This is a genomic window from Streptomyces sp. Edi4, from assembly GCF_040253615.1.
In the GTDB taxonomy this organism is placed as follows: Bacteria; Actinomycetota; Actinomycetes; order Streptomycetales; family Streptomycetaceae; genus Streptomyces.
In genome coordinates this window covers 2,485,716-2,502,290 of sequence record NZ_JBEJGY010000004.1, presented here as the reverse complement: position 1 = coordinate 2,502,290, position 16,575 = coordinate 2,485,716, and the positions used below count along the sequence as shown (strand labels likewise).

Genomic DNA, 16,575 nt, shown 5'->3' with positions numbered 1-16,575 from the left:
CGCATCCCCTCCACGTTCCCGCGGGCCGGGCCGCCGGCCCTTGGGCGTTCGAGGAGCGGGCGGCGGCGCACGCGGGAGCCCCGGGCAAGGCGGCGAGCCTCATCACCCCGGCGGCGAGCGGCGATTCGGTGCGAGAGCAACGTCGTGGCACGATGCAAGCATGGCTTTGACCGATCTCTGCCGGTATCCGATCGTGCAGGCGCCCATGGCGGGCGGCGCCTCCGGTCCGGCGCTGGCCGCGGCCGTGTCCGAGGCCGGGGGGCTCGGCTTCCTGGCCGCCGGGTACAAGACGGCCGACGGCATGTACCAGGAGATCAAGCAGGTGCGCGGCCTGACCGGCCGGCCCTTCGGCGTCAACCTGTTCATGCCCCAGGACCCCGGCACCGACCCCGCCGCCATCGAGGTCTACCGCCACCAGCTCGCGGGCGAGGCCACCTGGTACGAGACGCCGCTGGGCGACGCCGACACCGGGGGCGACGACAACTACGAGGCCAAGCTCGCCATCCTGCGCGAGGACCCGGTGCCCGTCGTCTCCTTCACCTTCGGCTGCCCCGACCGCGCGGTCGTGGACGCGTTCGCGAAGATCGGCACCTACACGATCGTCACCGTGACCACGCCCCAGGAGGCCCAGGCCGCGCAGTGGGCGGGGGCCGACGCGGTGTGTGTGCAGGGCGTCGAAGCGGGCGGCCACCAGGGCACCTTCCGCGACGATGCGCAGGCCGGCGGCGCGGGCATCGGACTGCTCACCCTGATCGCCCTCGTACGCGACAGCGTCCAGCTGCCGATCGTCGCCGCGGGCGGCCTGATGCGCGGCGCCCAGATCGCGGCGGTGCTCGCGGCCGGCGCGGACGCGGCGCAACTGGGCACCGCCTTCCTCGTATGTCCCGAGTCGGGCGCCAACGTGCTGCACAAGCAGGCCCTGACCAATCCCCTTTTCGTCCGTACGGAGCTGACGCGCGCGTTCTCCGGACGGCCCGCGCGGGGCCTGGTGAACCGTTTCATGCGCGAGCACGGCCCCTACGCCCCCGCCGCCTACCCCCAGGTGCACCAGCTGACCGCCGGCGTGCGCAAGGCGGCCGCCGAGGCCGGCGACCCCCAGGGCATGGCGCTGTGGGCGGGCCAGGGCCACCGCCTCGCCCGCGAGCTCCCCGCGGCCCGCCTCGTCGAGGTCCTGGCGGCCGAACTGGACGACGCGGCGGCCGAGTTGACCACCAACCTGCGGAACCTGAAGAACACGAGGAGTGCGTCATGACCGCCCCGGTCTTCGTCGTCGACACGGTGCCGGGCGCCGGCGCGTACGTCCTGGACGGCGCGGAGGGCCGGCACGCCGTCTCCGTGAAGCGGCTGCGCCCCGACGAGGAGGTGACCCTCACCGACGGCGCGGGCAACTGGGCCCACGCGGTCGTCGTGGCCGCCGAGGGCAAGGACCGCCTGAGCGTCCGCGTCACCGCCGCCGGGAGCGAGCCCGAGCCCGCGCTCCGCGTCACCGTGGTGCAGGCGCTGCCCAAGGGGGACCGGGGCGAGGTCGCCGTGGAGACGATGACCGAGACCGGCGTCGACGCGATCGTGCCCTGGCAGGCCGCGCGCTGCATCACGCAGTGGAAGGGGGAGCGTGGCGCCAAGTCCCTTGCCAAATGGCGCGGTACGGCCCGTGAGGCGGGCAAGCAGTCACGCCGGGTGCGCTTCCCCGAGGTGCGGGACGCGCTGAGCACCAAGCAGGTCGCGGCGCTGCTGGCCGGGGCGGATCTGGCGGTGGTCCTGCACGAGGACCGCGACGCGGCGTCGGCCGCCCTCGCCGCGGTGGAACTCCCCGCCGCCGGAGAGATCGTCCTGGTGGTGGGCCCCGAGGGCGGCGTCTCACCGGAGGAACTGGCCACGTTCGCCGAGGCCGGCGCGCGGCCCCACCGCCTGGGCCCGAGCGTGCTGCGCACCTCGACGGCGGGCACGGTTGCGGCGGCGGTCCTGCTGTCGAGAACCCCCCGCTGGACCTGACCACCCCGATCCGGCAATTCAGCCCCTCCGAACCTGGGTAACTGAGCCCCTCCGGCGTTCTGCAACTCAGCCCCTCCGGCGTTCGAGGCGCGGAGCCCCGTGCGGGCGGACAGGCGGGTGCGGCGGGGTATTTGGACGGTTCCGGCAATTCAGCCCCTCCGGCGTTTGAGGAGCGGGGTCCGGGGCGGAGCCCCGCCGCCCACCGGCGGGCGGCCGGGGGGCGTAGGCGGAGCCCAAGGGGCGCCGGTCCGCGGCCGGGATGGCCGCAAGGGGGCTACCGCGCCCCGGACAGCGGTGGCACCCTGGCGCCCATGGGGGCCAAGAACTCATACCGCGTCCACCGCACCCGCCACCACACCGCGCGCCGCACGGCCTCGCGCGCGCTGCCCGCGCCGGCCGCCGTCGTCCTCGCGCTCGTCGGGCTCACCGCCTGCGACCCCGTCGGCGGCCTCAACTCCGCCGCCGTCGCCGTCACCACGGAACAGGCCGCGACCGCCGAACTTCCCCACCACCACGTCGACATCAAGTGGCTCACCTGCACCGCCGACCTCGACCACGGCCCCTCCGCGACCCCTTCGGCGGGCAGCACCACCCGTGACGTCGCCGACGTCGACTGCCAGGGCGAGACCAAGGACGGCAGGCCGGTCACGGTCAAGGGCCGGGTCACCGCCGAAGTCGAGGGCCGCTGCGTGAAGGGCGACCTGACCGCGAAGGCCGCCGGGAGGACCGTCCTGCGCGTCTCCGTCCTGGGCGACTGCGCGGCCCCCGCGCCCACGGCCGGGCAGGCGACGCCCCGCCCGGGCGCCACCCCCACGGTCACCGTGACGGCAACCGTGACCGTGACCGTCACCGAATCCTTCCGCGGCAAGTAGACCGGGCTCGCACCCCCCGCACCCCCGTGCCGGCCCGGAACCCCGCGCTCCGCGTCCTGGTCCGAACGCGTTGAGTAGCATGCGGTTACCTGATCAACGCGACCAAGGAGACCGGACCATGGCCGGAGAGCCGCAGGCCGACTGCCTGTTCTGCAAAATCGTCTCGGGCGATGTCCCGGCGACCGTCGTGCGCGAGACCGACACGACGGTGGCGTTCCGCGACATCAACCCCCAGGCGCCCTCCCACATCCTGGTCATCCCCAAGGTGCACCACCCCGACGCCGCCTCGCTCGCCGCCGCCGAACCCACCGTCCTCGCGGACGTCGTACGGGAGGCCGGGCAGGTCGCCGCCGATGAGAACATCGACAAGAGCGGCTACCGGCTCGTGTTCAACACCGGCAGCGGCGCGGGCCAGACCGTCTTCCACGCCCACGTGCACGTCCTGGGCGGCCGCGGCCTCCAGTGGCCGCCCGGATAGTTCCGCGCCAGCGCCCGTCCAGCGTCCCGCACAGCAAGGCGACTCCCCGTGTCCGTACGTGAATTGGTGGTGCTCGGCACCGCGAGCCAGGTGCCCACCCGGCACCGCAACCACAACGGCTACCTGCTGCGGTGGGACGGCGAGGGCATCCTCTTCGACCCGGGCGAGGGCACGCAGCGCCAGATGCTGCGGGCCGGGGTCGCCGCCCACGACATCGACCGGATCTGCGTCACGCACTTCCACGGCGACCATTCGCTGGGCCTGGCCGGGGTGATCCAGCGGATCAACCTCGACCGGGTCCCGCACCCGGTCACCGCGCACTACCCGCGCAGCGGCGAGCACTTCTTCGAGCGGCTGCGGTACGCCACGGCCTACCGGCAGTCGGTGGAGCTCGGCCAGGAGCCGGTCGAGGGCGAGGGCGCGGTGCTGGCCACGACGCCCGCGTACACCCTGGACGCCCGCCGCCTCTCCCACCCCGTGGAGTCGTACGGCTACCGGCTCGTCGAGCCCGACGGGCGCCGGATGCTGCCCGAACTGCTGGCCGAGCGCGGCATCGCGGGCCCCGACGTGGGGCGCCTGGCGCGCGAGGGCGAGCTGAACGGTGTCACGCTCGACGACGTCAGCGAGATCCGGCGCGGGCAGCGCTTCGCGTTCATCATGGACACCCGCCTGTGCGAGGGCGTACGGGTCCTCGCGGACGGCTGCGACATGCTGGTGATCGAGTCGACGTTCCTGGACGACGACGTCCAACTCGCCACCGACCACGGGCACTTGACGGCGGGTCAGGCGGCGACCGTGGCCCGCGACGCGGGCGTGCGCGCACTGGTCCTCACCCACTTCTCGCAGCGCTACGCCGACCCGGGGGAGTTCGAGCGCCAGGCCCGCGCCGCCGGGTACGAGGGCGAGCTGACCGTGGCGGCCGACCTCACCCGGATCCCCGTCCCCCGACGCGCCGCCTGAGCCACCCCCACCGGCCCGCACCGAACCACCCACCCCAGCACCACCCTTAGGACCCCCCATGCCCCTCCCCAAAGCCGAACTCCACCTCCACATCGAAGGGACCCTCGAACCCGAGCTGGCCTTCGAACTCGCCGCCCGCAACGGCGTAGAGCTGCCGTACGCCGACACCGAGGAGCTGCGCAAGGCGTACCTCTTCGACGACCTCCAGTCCTTTCTGAACCTGTACTACTCCCTGATGCGGGTGCTGCGGACCGAGGACGACTTCGCGGCGCTGGCCGACGCCTATCTGACCCGGGCCGCCGCCCAGGGCGTCCGGCACGCCGAGATCTTCTTCGACCCGCAGGCACACATGGCGCGGGGCGTGCCCATGGGCACGGTGGTGGAGGGCCTGTGGCGGGCGCTGTCCACGAGCGAGGAACGCCACGGCATCTCGACCCGGCTCATCCTGTGCTTCCTGCGGGACGAGTCGGCCCAGTCGGCGCTGCTCACGCTGGAGGCGGCGCGGCCGTACCTGGACCGGATCACGGGCATCGGGCTCGACTCGGCGGAGGTCGGCCATCCGCCGGCGAAGTTCCGCGAGGTGTACGAGGCGGCGGCGGCCCTCGGGCTGCGGCGGGTCGCGCACGCGGGCGAGGAGGGGCCGCCGGCGTACATCACCGAGGCGCTGGACGTGCTGGGGGTGGAGCGGATCGACCACGGCCTGCGGGCCCTGGAGGACCCCGATCTGGTGACCCGCCTGGTCCGCGACCGCATCCCGCTGACGCTCTGCCCGCTGTCGAACGTCCGGCTGCGCGCGATCGACACGCTGGAGGAGCATCCGCTGGCGGCCATGATGGACGCGGGCCTGCTGTGCACGGTCAACTCCGACGACCCGGCGTACTTCGGCGGGTACGTGGGCGACACGTTTCACGCGGTGCGGGAGGCGTTGGGGCTTGGGCGGGAGCGGTTGCGGGAGTTGGCGCGGAACTCGTTCGTGGCGTCGTTCCTGGACGATGACGAGGCGCTGCGCGAGCGCTATTTGGCGGAGGTCGCCGCGTACACCTTCCCGGAGGCCTGACCCCCCGGGTCCAGCCTTGGGGTTGCGGGCCCGGGGCGGCCGGCCGCGCAGTTCCCCGCGCCCCTGCCGGGGTCGGCGCTGGCCAGCATGTGCTTCCTCAGCCCCGCTCCCGGCAGGGGCCGTGCTGGCCTGCATGGGCATAGTGAGCCTGTCCGGCGTTTGAGGACGAGCGCCCTTCAGGCGCGAATGGGGTCTGGGACGGAGCCCCAGGGACCCTGGCTGCGGGCCGTGGGTGGCTGTTCGCGCAGTTCCCCGCGCCCCTAACTACTCGGCGCTGGCCAGCATGTGCTTCCTCAGCCCCGCTCCCGGCAGGGGCCGTGCTGGCCTGCATGGGCATAGTCAGCCTGTCCGGCGTTTGAGGACGAGGCCGTTCAGGCCGAATGGGGTCTGGGGCGGAGCCCCAGGGGTCCCGGCTGCGGGCCGTGGGTGGCTGGTCGCGCAGTTCCCCGCGCCCCTGACGGGGTCGGCGCTGGCCAGCATGGGCATACCTGGCCTGCCCCCGCGCCCCCGGCAGGGTTGGTGCTGGCCCGGATGGGTGGGCGGCCGGGTCAGGAGGCCAGGACCTTGCGGCGGCGCCTCGCGCGGGAGGCGATCGCGATCTCCGCGACCTCCTGCTCCGGCACCCCGATCTGCGGCAGCAACCCCGCCGCCCCGGCCCCCCGCCCCGCGACCACCGCCGCAGGCGTACCACCCCGGCGCCGGATGGACCCCGGCACCAGCGGCCGCCCGGACGTGTGCAGCGCCACCGCGCTCAGCGGCGCCGCGACGAGCAGCAGCAGCGCGCACAGCGTGAACCCCATCCCGCCGTACCCCGCGTACTGCGAGAGCAGGCTGCCGGTGACCGGCCCGCAGGCGACCCCGAGCGAGGACGCCGACCCCGCCAGGACCGCCCAGCGCCCGTGCGGATCGAGCGAGGCGGACAGGCCGATGAGGTAGGAGAGCACCACCGGGTAGAACAGGTTCCACAGGATCTCGCCGCCCGCGAAGGACACGAGTCCCCGCGCGGACGAACTCAGCACGACGCAGCACGCGATGATCGCCGTACCGGCGCCGATCGGCACCGCCCGCCCGAGCCGCGCGCCGAGCGCACCCGCCCCGAGCACACCGAGCAGCCCCGAGCCGAGCCCGGCCGCGAAGACCATGCCGACGGTGACCTCGCTCAGCCCGGCCTGCGTGATCCCGATCCGCCCGCTGACCCCCCACAGCGCGTTCTGCGCGAGGGACCAGCAGAGCATGGTCGCGGCCAGGACCGTACCGGAGCGCCGGTGCGGCAGCCGTGCGCCGACCGCACCCACCGCGCCGACCGCGCCGACCGCGCCGACCGTCTCCCCGGGCCGCTCCGCGCCGTACGCGCCCGGAAGCCACCGCGTCGCAGGCCACGCGAGGGCCGCCACCAGGGCGATCGAGGCGAGCGGGGTCGCGTGTCCGCCGCCGAGGTGAGGAATCGTCAGGTAGAGCGCGCCCGCCGTCGCGGAGACGCAGAGCAGGCCGAGCGTGGACGCGCGGTGGGGGTCGCGCTGGGCGGCGATACCGGCCGCCGCCACCGCCGTGGCCGTGCCGGACCCGAGGCCGCCGACGACCGCCCCGGCCACGACGAGCGGGATCAGCGTGGTGAGGGCCGCGACACCGTACCCGGTGACCGCGAGCAGCAGCCCCAGCCTGGCAAGACGGCGCGGCCCGTGCCGTTCCACCCGGGAGGCGAGAGTGAACCCGGCCGTCGCCGAGCTCAACAGCAGGGCGGAGCCGACAAGTCCGGCCTCGGCGGGGGAGAGGCCGAGGCCCGCCGAGAGACGGCCGACGACGGTGGGGAGCAGATACGCGGCGAGGTAACCGGCGGTGAAGACGGCGACCAGGGGCCAGACGGCACGAGAGCGTGCGGACATGGGCGTTCCAAGGAACAGTGCCCGTGGGGCAGGAGGTCAAAGAGGGGGGATGCGCCCGGTGTTGTGCGGGAACGCGGCCCAATTTGTATCAAGGGTCCGGAGGGCGCGAAAAGCCGGAACGGTGTGATCTGAGTCACGTTGCGTTTGGTCTGGAGTCTGTCGGGTAAACAAGCGAATTTCGCGCGCCGGGGCGGAGGTTGGGCGGGCCCGCAGTGGCCCGTCGGGCCGGTCCTCGACGCCGCCCTCGTTCACACACGTAGTCTCAATTCCCCCTTCTGGACGGGCTCGTGAGAAGAGGCCGCGGGGATGCGCGCTCCACACACGTCACATACGCCACGCCCGCCACACGCACCGCCCGCACCGCACGCACACTGGTCTGCGCCGCCGCCCCTCAACGTCCAGGGCAACCACCAGCCGTAGCCTCAATGGGCCGTTCACCTTGTTGAACACCCTCGGGTGTGAACCGGCCCGAGCCGCACCGGCGCCGACTCGACCACGACGGCACCCTGGCGCGAACGCGACGCGGCCGCCCCCGCCCACGGATCGGGCAGACTTGCCAGATCTGTACGCGAACGGAGAGCCCGCCGTGACGACACCACCCAGCAGAGAGCAGCCGCCCACCCCCCACGACCACCGCGCGCCCGAACCCCCCGGCGAGCACCGGCCCGGCCCCGCGGAGCCGGGCGCGGGCGTGAACGCTCCGGCGCCGGCCGGCCGGCGGCGTCCCGGCGACCCCGGCGGGCCCCACGGCGAGCGGCGCCACGCCTCCACGGCCCAGCCGCGCCCCTCCTCGCCACTGGACCCGCTAGACGGGCTGCGCGACCCCCGCGACCCGCCCTGCGACGTCTTCCTCACCGGCACCGTCTTCCTCGACATCATCTTCACCGGCCTCGACTCCGCCCCGGTGCGCGGCACCGAGTCCTGGGCGCGCGGCATGGGATCGAGCCCCGGCGGCGTCGCCAACATGGCCACCGCGCTGGCCCGGCTCGGCCTGCACACCTCACTCGCCGCGGCCTTCGGGGACGACCACTACGGCGAGTACTGCTGGGACGCGCTGGAACAGGGCGAGGGCATCGACCTGTCGCTCTCGCGCACCGTGCGCGGCTGGCACTCCCCGGTCACCGTGTCCATGGCGTACGAGGGCGAACGCACGATGGTCACGCACGGGCACGAGGCGCCGCACGAGGTGTCCGCGCCCAGCTGCCCGCCGCGCGCACGGGCCGCCGTCGCCTCCCTGGAGCCCGGCCGCCCCGAGGCGTGGATCGCGGACGCCGCGCGGTCCGGTTCGCGGATCTTCGCGGACGTCGGCTGGGACGACTCCGGGCGCTGGGACCTCGCGGCGCTCGCCGACCTCGCCCATTGCGAGGCGTTCTTGCCCAACGCGGCCGAGGCCATGCGCTACACCCGCACCGACTGCCCGCGCGCAGCGGCCCGCGCGCTGGCCGAGAAGGTGCCGCTCGCGGTGGTCACCCTGGGGTCCGAGGGCGCGTACGCGGTGGACGCGGCGACCGGCGAGACGGCGGACGTCCCGGCCATCGAGGTGGAGGCCCTCGACCCCACGGGCGCGGGCGACGTCTTCGTGGCGGGATTCGTCACCGGCACCCTGGCGGGCTGGCCGCTCGCCGACCGGCTCGCCTTCGCGGGGCTCACGGCGGCCCTGTCGGTCCAGGAGTTCGGCGGTTCGCTCTCGGCGCCGGGCTGGGCGGAGATCGCGAGCTGGTGGGAGCGGGTGCGCACCCTGCCCGACCAGGACCCGGCGGCCCTGCGCCGCTACGCCTTCCTGACCGCCCTCCTGCCGGGCCCGGCCCGCACCTGGCCCCTGCGCCGGGCCCTGCCCACCCTGGGCTTCCGCCCCCCGTCCTGAGCGGGCGGCCCCGCCTCGCCGACGGGGCGGAGCCCGCCCCGGGCGCCCCCGGGCAGGCCCAGGGCGTAAAACCTCTCGGCCACGTCCGCGGCAAGTCGTACGCTTGGTAACCCAGAGGCTCTCGAGCGGCGAGAACCCTGCAACGGAGGTATGTGCAGGCCACAGAGCCGGCCCATGACGCAGACACCCACACACCCGCAGGCGCACGCCCAGATCACCATCCCGGCCAAGCACCCCATGGTGACCGTCCTGGGGTCGAGCGATTCCCTGCTGCGCGTGATCGAGAAGGCCTTCCCGTCGGCCGACATCCACGTACGGGGCAATGAGATCAGCGCCGTGGGAGACGCGACGGAAGTCGCCCTCGTGCAGCGCCTGTTCGACGAGATGTTGCTGGTGCTCCGCACCGGACAGCCGATGACGGAGGACGCAGTGGAACGCTCGGTCGCCATGCTCCGCGCGAGCGGCAGCGCAGCCAACGGGGACGCCGAGGGCGAGACCCCCGCCGAAGTGCTCACGCAGAACATCCTCTCCAACCGCGGCCGCACCATCCGCCCCAAGACGCTCAACCAGAAGCGCTACGTCGACGCGATCGACAAGCACACGATCGTCTTCGGCATCGGCCCGGCCGGCACCGGCAAGACCTATCTGGCCATGGCCAAGGCGGTCCAGGCCCTTCAGTCCAAGCAGGTCACCCGGATCATCCTGACCCGCCCGGCGGTCGAGGCCGGCGAACGCCTCGGCTTTTTGCCCGGCACGCTCTACGAGAAGATCGACCCGTACCTGCGCCCGCTGTACGACGCCCTGCACGACATGCTCGACCCGGAGTCCATCCCCCGCCTGATGGCGGCCGGCACCATCGAGGTCGCCCCACTGGCGTACATGAGGGGTCGCACGCTCAATGACGCGTTCATCATCCTCGACGAGGCGCAGAACACCAGCGCCGAGCAGATGAAGATGTTCCTGACCCGCCTCGGCTTCGACTCCAAGATCGTCATCACCGGTGACGTCACCCAGGTCGACCTGCCCAGCGGCACCAAGAGTGGTCTGCGCCAGGTCCAGGAGATCCTGGAAGGCGTCGATGACGTGCACTTCTCCCGGCTCACCTCGCAGGATGTCGTCCGGCACAAGCTCGTCGGCCGTATCGTCGACGCGTACGAGCAGTACGACAGCCGCCAGGACCACGAAGGTCGGCGCGGCCGGAACGGGAAGTAGAGCAGAGCGCACCATGTCGATCGACGTCAACAACGAATCCGGAACCGAGGTCGACGAGCAGGCGATCCTCGACATCGCCCGCTACGCCCTCACGCGGATGCGGATCCACCCGCTCTCCGAGCTCTCGGTGATCGTCGTGGACGCCGAAGCCATGGAGCAGCTGCACATCCAGTGGATGGACCTGCCCGGCCCCACCGACGTCATGTCCTTCCCGATGGACGAGCTGCGCCCGCCGGCCAAGGCCGACGACGCGGCGGAGCTCCCGCAGGGGCTCCTCGGTGACATCGTGCTGTGCCCCGAGGTCGCCAAGAAGCAGGGCGAGGACGCCGAGACGCAGCACTCCATGGACGAGGAGCTTCAGCTCCTGACCGTCCACGGCGTGCTGCACCTGCTCGGCTACGACCACGAGGAGCCGGACGAGAAGGCCGAGATGTTCGGCCTCCAGGCGGCGATCGTCGACGGCTGGCGCGCGGAGAAGGGCCTCACCGGTCCCTCCCCTGCGCCGACCGTCTCATGACCGGGCAGCTCATCGCCGGTGCCGTCGCGCTGGTCGTCGTCGCCTGGCTCGCCGCCTGCGCCGAGGCCGGGCTCGCCCGTACGTCCTCCTTCGGCGCGCAGGAGGCGGTCCGCACCGGGCGGCGCGGCAGCGCCAAGCTCGCCCAGATCGCCTCCGACCCCACGCGCTATCTCAATGTGGCGCTGCTCGTGCGGGTCGCCTGCGAGATGGCCGCCGGCGTCCTGGTCACCTACGTCTGCCTGGAGGAGTTCGCCCAGACATGGGCGGCGCTGCTGGTCGCCATCGCGGTGATGGTGCTCGTCTCCTACGTCGCCGTCGGCGTCTCACCGCGCACCATCGGCCGCCAGCACCCGCTGAACACCGCGACGGCGGCCGCGTACGTGCTGCTGCCGCTTGCCCGGGTCATGGGTCCCGTCCCGCAGCTGCTGATCCTGCTCGGCAACGCGCTGACCCCGGGCAAGGGCTTCCGCAAGGGCCCCTTCGCCTCCGAGGCCGAACTGCGCGCCCTGGTGGACCTCGCCGAGCGGGAATCCCTGATCGAGGACGACGAGCGCCGCATGGTGCACTCCGTCTTCGAGCTCGGCGACACCCTGGTGCGCGAGGTCATGGTTCCGCGCACCGACCTCGTGTGCATCGAGCGCTACAAGACGATCCGCCAGGCGCTCACACTCGCCCTGCGCTCCGGCTTCTCCCGGATCCCGGTGACCGGCGAGAACGAGGACGACATCGTCGGGATCGTCTATCTGAAGGACCTGGTGCGCAAGACGCACATCAACCGGGACAGCGAGGCCGACCTCGTCTCCACCGCGATGCGCCCCGCCGCCTTCGTGCCCGACACCAAGAACGCCGGTGACCTGCTGCGCGAGATGCAGCAGCAGCGCAGCCACGTCGCGGTCGTCATCGACGAGTACGGCGGCACCGCCGGCATCGTCACCATCGAGGACATCCTGGAGGAGATCGTCGGCGAGATCACCGACGAGTACGACCGCGAGCTGCCCCCGGTCACCGAGCTCGCGGACGGCTGCTTCCGGGTCACCGCCCGCCTCGACATCGGCGACCTGGGCGAGCTGTTCGGGTTCGACGCGTTCGACGACGAGGACGTGGAGACGGTCGGGGGACTGCTCGCCAAGGCTCTCGGCCGGGTTCCCATCGCGGGCGCCTCGGCGCGCGTGGCGCTGCCGGACGGCCGCGAGCTGCGGCTGACGGCGGAATCCCCGGCGGGCCGGCGCAACAAGATCGTCACTGTGCTCGTGGAGCCGTCGGTGAGCGAGGCGGAGGAGAAGGAGGGCGCGAGATGACACCTCAGCAACTGCGGGCGTTCTGCCGGGAGTTCAACGCCGTGACCGAGGAGTTCCCGTTCAACCCGGAGACCTCGGTCTTCAAGGTGGCGGGGAAGATGTTCGCGCTCACCGCGCTCGACGCGAAGCCGCTGACCATCAACCTCAAGTGCGACCCCGACGACGCGGTACGGCTGCGCGAGGAGCACCCCGCGATCGTGCCGGGCTGGCACATGAACAAGCGGCACTGGAACACCGTGGACGTGGCCGGGCTCCCGGACCGGATGGTCCGGGAGCTCATCGAGGACTCCTACGATCTGGTGGTGGCCGGCCTGCCGAAGGCGCAGCGGCTCCGGCTCGACCGCCCCTGACCGGCCCGCCGCGGCCCACCGGACCGGGGCCCATCAGGCCTTCCCGCGGCGCCCGAGACCGACCGCCGCCAGCGCGGCCGTCGCCAGCACGATGGCCGCGTCGATCGCCAGGACCGTACGCACCCCGTCGAACAGCGAGGTCTGCGTGGTGGCCAGCACACCGAGCAGCGGGATGCCGACGGTGATGCCGACCTGCTGGGTGGTGGTGACAAGGCCGGTCGCGAGTCCCTGCTCCTCGTCGGGGACGCCGCTGGTCACCGTGATCCCGTACGAGATGATCGCGCCCAGGTGGCACATGCTGGCCAGCGAGACGGCGACGGTGGCAAGCAAAGCGCCGGCGCCGGTGCCGATGCCCAGGAGCGCGGCGATGAACAGACCCTGCCCGAGCAGCGAGCCGGCCAGGACGCGCCGGGCGCCGAAGCGGCCGATCAGGCGGGCGGCGCGGGTGCCGGCGAAGGCCGACGCGAGGCCCTGGACGCCGAAGACAAGACCGGTCCTGAACGGCGACAGGTGCAGGATGTCCTGGAGGTAGAGGGTCAGGACGAAGATCACCGTCGACATCATCGAGAAGGTGACGAGACCGCCCACGTTGCCCCAGGCGACCGTGCGGCGCCCCAGCATCGGCAGCGAGACCAGCGGCGCCGACGCCTTCGCCTCCACGATCACGAAGGCGGCGAGCAGGAGCAGTCCCGCGAGCAGGGTGCCCCACACGTCCACGCCGCCGAAGCCGCGCTGGGCCGCCGAGGACAGGGCGTAGATCAGTGCCAGGAGACCGCCGGTGACGGTGACCGCACCGGGCACGTCCAGGCGCGGCCGCTCAGGGGTGCGCGACTCGGGCAGCAGGCCGGGGGCGAGCGCCAGGACGATCGCCGCGAAGCCCACGAGCAGGCCCATCGTGGAGCGCCAGCCCAGGGTGTCGGTCATGACGCCGCCCAGCACCATCCCGATGGTGAAGCCCAGCGAGAGCAGCGTGCCGGAGATGCCGAGCGCCTTGTCGCGCAGCGGGCCCTCGGGGAACGTCGTGGTCAGCAGGGACATGCCGGTCGGCACGATGGCGGCCGCGCCGAGACCCTGAAGGGCGCGCCCGGTCAGGAAGGACGCCGGGTCCCAGGCGAGGGTGGCCAGCAGCGAGGCCGAACCGAACAGGGCGAGGCCGGCCAGGAACAGCTTCTTGCGGCCGAAGAGGTCGGCGACGCGGCCGAACAGCAGCAGGAAGCCGCCCGACGGCAGGGCGAACGCGGTGACGGCCCACTGCAACGCGGACCGGCTCAGGCCCAGGTCGTCGCCGAGCACGGGCAGCGCCACGTTCAGTACGGAGAAGTCGAGCGCCACCATGAACTGGGCGGCACACAGCACGAAAAGGACCAGCCTGGCCCGGCGGCTGAGCCGGGCCGGTGCCGTGTCGGCGCCGGTGCCGGTGCCGGTGCCGGTGCCGGTGTCCGAATGGGAGGAAAGGGGAGCGGAAGGGGCGGGGGCCGCCGCGTGGGGCCCGGGATCAGTGGTCGGGGTGTCGATCGCCATGGCCCTACCCTCGCGGCCCGGGAATGTCCGTGGAGAGTGGGAACTTATCCTGTTGGTGGCACCACCAGGCAGCCGGTTTCTCAGGGGGAGTCCGTGGCCACACCGGTCGACAAACGCCGCCGCAGCGAGCTGCGCGAGTTCTTGATGAGCAGACGGGCGCGGATCACACCCGCGCAGGCCGGGCTGCCCGACGGCGGGGCCCGTCGCCGCACGCCGGGCCTGCGCCGCGAGGAGGTCGCCGTGCTCGCGGGCGTCGGGGTCTCCTGGTACCAGTGGCTGGAGCAGGGCCGCGACATCACGGTCTCGCCTCAGGTGCTGGACGCGGTGGGCCGGGTGCTCCAGCTGACCAGCGCCGAGCGCCGCCACCTGTATGTCCTGGCCGGCCTCAACCCGCCGGCCCCCCAGGTGGACCCGGCGGGCGCCGCCATGTGTGACGGTCTGCAACGCCTCATCGACGCGTGGATGCCCTTCCCCGCGCACATCATGGACGCGTACTGGAACACGGTCATGTACAACGACGCGGCCTCGCTGGTCCTCGGGATGCGTCCGGAGATCGTGCAGAACTGTCTGCTCGCCTTCTTCTGCGACCCCATCTACCGTGCCCGCGCCAAGCGTTGGGAGGAGATCGCCTGCCACGTCGTCGCCCAGTTCCGCGCGGCGTGCTCGGAGCGGCCCGACGACGAGGGGTTCCAGGCGGTGATCGAGCAGGCGATGGAGCTCAGCGAGGAGTTCGTCGAGCTGTGGGAGCGGCGCGACGTCCAGTCCGGCGGGCAGCTGCGCAAGGAGATGGAGCATCCGGTGGTCGGCGCGCTGCACGTGGAGTCCACGCAACTGCGCGTCCCCGCCCGCCCGGACCTGGTGATCGTGCTGCACACTCCGCTGCCGAACACCGGCACCGCCGAGAAGCTGGAGTGGCTGACCTCGCCGGAGGGGCGGCGCGGGTCGATGTACCCGATCGCGGGCTGAGCCCCCGGCGCGGGCGCGCGGGGCACTCCTTATGCTCGGGGCATGACACAGAGCACCGAACTCGGGCCCGAGGACCGCAAGATCATCACGCTGGCGCGCAGCGCCCGGGCCCGCAACGGCGTGGCCGAGGGTGCGGCCGTGCGCGACGAGACGGGCCGTACGTATGTGGCGGGCACGGTGGAGCTGCCCTCTCTGAAGCTGTCCGCGCTGCGGACGGCGGTGGCGATGGCGGTGGCCAGCGGGGCGGAGTCGCTGGAGGCGGCGGTGGTGGTGACGGGATCGCCCCAGCCGACGGAGGCCGACGTGGCGGCAGTACGAGACCTGGGCGGCCCCGCCACCCCCCTCTTCCTCGCAACCCCCTCCGGAGAAGTAACCGGAACGTTCTGACCCCCCCCAAGACACCCGCCCCCTGCCCTCCGAACCAACCCGGCCCGTAGGGACGGGGGGTTAGGGGCGCGGGGAACGGCGCGAGCAACCACGCACGGCGGCCGGACGACGTCGGTCTGAGGGGCGCGGGGAACTGCGGGCCCAGCCACGCATGGTCCGCGGGGGCCGGGTTTGAGGGGCGCGGGGAACGGCGCGAGCAGCCACGCACGGCCGGGGCCTAGGGGCGCGGGGAACTGCGCAGGGGTGGGCCCGGGCCAACAATCAACGTGGTGGGGCTTGCAATCCCAAGAGCCCCGCGCATCAATGGACGGCAGTCGACCCGACGGCCCGTCAGCCAACCCGGGACGGAACCGGCACGGGGTGCAGAGCCGCAACCCCGCACCGGCGTCGGCCACACCCCCCGCGCACCCACCACGCACCCCCTCCCCGGCAGAGCCATGCCCGCACGCCCGCGCACCCGTGCGCGTGGGCCACCGGGGCAGGCGGTGGACGCGCGGCACAGGCACCCGGCCCCGCACGCGCGGCCCGGCGCCGACGACGCGGCAGACGTTCAACTCCCTGCAAGGGGAAGGGGAATCATGCGCAAGAGCACCAGCAGGCCGGTCGCGCGGGCCGCACTCGCCGTGGGGGCGGTGGCCGCCGCAGGCCTCGCCCTCGCCCCGAGCGCCGCCGCCGTCACGCCGACCACGGCGACCGCCACGTACGACTGCGGTACCTGGGGCGGTGGCGGCGCCACCCTCACCGCCACCCAGAGCGGTACGGCCGCGACCATCACGCTGACCTCGGCCGTCACCACCCCGATCTCGGTCGGCGCCAACCAGATCAGCGCCACCCTGACCCTCGCCAAGGCCGGCGGCGGCACCAGGGTCTTCAGCGGCAAGGCCAACCCGGCTCTCCCGGCGGGCAGTTCGGTCACGATCGGCCCGCTGGGCGGTACCGTCGCCGCCGGCGACAGCCTCAACTCCTACTTCGCCGGCACCGCCCTGAAGATGGTGATCTTCGGGATCACCGTCAACTGCGACGCGACCACCTCGCAGGCCCCGGGCCCGTTCGTGTTCTGACCCGGCACCCTGCTCGACCACCGCTCACCCCAGCACCGCACGCAAGGAGCCGGCGCCGCCCCACGCGGCGCCGGCTTCCGCGCGCCCGCGTCGTCGAGCGGTCGGCGGTGCGAAGATGCGTGAAATGCCGCCAGGGCGTGGGACCTTGACAGTATCT

At 73.0% G+C, this 16,575-nt stretch carries 16 protein-coding genes; 14 read left to right on the top strand and 2 right to left on the bottom strand.

Annotated features, from left to right (window positions below):
• The first annotated feature begins 160 nt into the window (after nt 1-160).
• The 6 genes from ABR738_RS13395 (at nt 161) to ABR738_RS13370 (ending at nt 5,359) form a co-directional block, all read left to right on the top strand.
• Entirely contained in the window at nt 161-1,252 is a 1,092-nt protein-coding gene (locus tag ABR738_RS13395) for a nitronate monooxygenase (RefSeq protein ID WP_350230201.1), read from the top strand.
• Nucleotides 1,249-1,992: a 16S rRNA (uracil(1498)-N(3))-methyltransferase gene (locus tag ABR738_RS13390; RefSeq protein WP_350230200.1), complete on the top strand. Its 744-nt coding sequence runs from the start codon at nt 1,249-1,251 to the stop codon at nt 1,990-1,992. Before ABR738_RS13395 ends, ABR738_RS13390 begins: the two co-directional genes overlap by 4 nt.
• A 311-nt stretch (nt 1,993-2,303) precedes the next feature.
• Nucleotides 2,304-2,864: a hypothetical protein gene (locus ABR738_RS13385; protein WP_350230199.1), complete on the top strand. Its 561-nt coding sequence runs from the start codon at nt 2,304-2,306 to the stop codon at nt 2,862-2,864.
• Between the two features lie 118 nt (nt 2,865-2,982).
• Nucleotides 2,983-3,342, top strand: a complete 360-nt coding sequence (locus tag ABR738_RS13380) for a histidine triad nucleotide-binding protein (RefSeq protein WP_350230198.1) — start codon at nt 2,983-2,985, stop codon at nt 3,340-3,342.
• Nucleotides 3,343-3,390: 48 nt separating this feature from the next.
• Nucleotides 3,391-4,302 (top strand): ribonuclease Z, encoded by a 912-nt coding sequence (locus tag ABR738_RS13375; protein WP_350230197.1) that lies wholly within the window; start codon nt 3,391-3,393, stop codon nt 4,300-4,302.
• Nucleotides 4,303-4,360: 58 nt separating this feature from the next.
• On the top strand, nt 4,361-5,359 hold the full coding sequence (locus ABR738_RS13370; protein ID WP_350230196.1) for an adenosine deaminase: 999 nt from the start codon (nt 4,361-4,363) through the stop codon (nt 5,357-5,359).
• 548 nt (nt 5,360-5,907) lie between these two features.
• Here ABR738_RS13370 and ABR738_RS13365 read toward each other — a convergent pair.
• Nucleotides 5,908-7,242: an MFS transporter gene (locus tag ABR738_RS13365; protein WP_350230195.1), complete on the bottom strand. Its 1,335-nt coding sequence runs from the start codon at nt 7,240-7,242 to the stop codon at nt 5,908-5,910.
• Between the two features lie 796 nt (nt 7,243-8,038).
• Here ABR738_RS13365 and ABR738_RS13360 point away from each other — a divergent pair.
• The 5 genes from ABR738_RS13360 (at nt 8,039) to ABR738_RS13340 (ending at nt 12,483) form a co-directional block, all read left to right on the top strand.
• Nucleotides 8,039-9,106, top strand: coding sequence for a carbohydrate kinase family protein (locus ABR738_RS13360; RefSeq protein ID WP_350234556.1), 1,068 nt, complete (start codon nt 8,039-8,041; stop codon nt 9,104-9,106).
• Between the two features lie 174 nt (nt 9,107-9,280).
• Nucleotides 9,281-10,318, top strand: coding sequence for a PhoH family protein (locus ABR738_RS13355; protein ID WP_350230194.1), 1,038 nt, complete (start codon nt 9,281-9,283; stop codon nt 10,316-10,318).
• 13 nt (nt 10,319-10,331) lie between these two features.
• Entirely contained in the window at nt 10,332-10,835 is a 504-nt protein-coding gene (gene ybeY, locus ABR738_RS13350; protein WP_350230193.1) for an rRNA maturation RNase YbeY, read from the top strand.
• Nucleotides 10,832-12,133, top strand: coding sequence for a hemolysin family protein (locus ABR738_RS13345; RefSeq protein WP_350230192.1), 1,302 nt, complete (start codon nt 10,832-10,834; stop codon nt 12,131-12,133). The genes ybeY and ABR738_RS13345 overlap by 4 nt, the downstream gene beginning before the upstream one ends.
• Nucleotides 12,130-12,483 carry an MmcQ/YjbR family DNA-binding protein gene (locus tag ABR738_RS13340; RefSeq protein WP_350230191.1) on the top strand — a complete coding sequence of 118 codons (354 nt, stop codon included), beginning with the start codon at nt 12,130-12,132 and terminating at the stop codon, nt 12,481-12,483. The genes ABR738_RS13345 and ABR738_RS13340 overlap by 4 nt, the downstream gene beginning before the upstream one ends.
• A gap of 33 nt (nt 12,484-12,516) precedes the next feature.
• On the opposite strand, the gene ABR738_RS13335 is transcribed toward ABR738_RS13340, so the two are convergent.
• A complete protein-coding gene (locus ABR738_RS13335; RefSeq protein WP_350230190.1) occupies nt 12,517-14,004 on the bottom strand; it encodes an MFS transporter in 1,488 nt (495 codons plus the stop codon).
• 144 nt (nt 14,005-14,148) lie between these two features.
• Here ABR738_RS13335 and ABR738_RS13330 point away from each other — a divergent pair, with 144 nt between their 5' ends.
• The 3 genes from ABR738_RS13330 to ABR738_RS13320 all read left to right on the top strand — a co-directional run bounded on the left by ABR738_RS13330 (nt 14,149) and on the right by ABR738_RS13320 (nt 16,418).
• Nucleotides 14,149-14,970, top strand: coding sequence for a helix-turn-helix transcriptional regulator (locus tag ABR738_RS13330; protein ID WP_350234555.1), 822 nt, complete (start codon nt 14,149-14,151; stop codon nt 14,968-14,970).
• A 42-nt stretch (nt 14,971-15,012) separates the two neighbouring features.
• A complete protein-coding gene (locus tag ABR738_RS13325; protein WP_350230189.1) occupies nt 15,013-15,357 on the top strand; it encodes a cytidine deaminase-like protein in 345 nt (114 codons plus the stop codon).
• A 578-nt stretch (nt 15,358-15,935) separates the two neighbouring features.
• Nucleotides 15,936-16,418, top strand: coding sequence for a hypothetical protein (locus ABR738_RS13320; protein ID WP_350230188.1), 483 nt, complete (start codon nt 15,936-15,938; stop codon nt 16,416-16,418).
• Nucleotides 16,419-16,575: the final 157 nt, after the last annotated feature.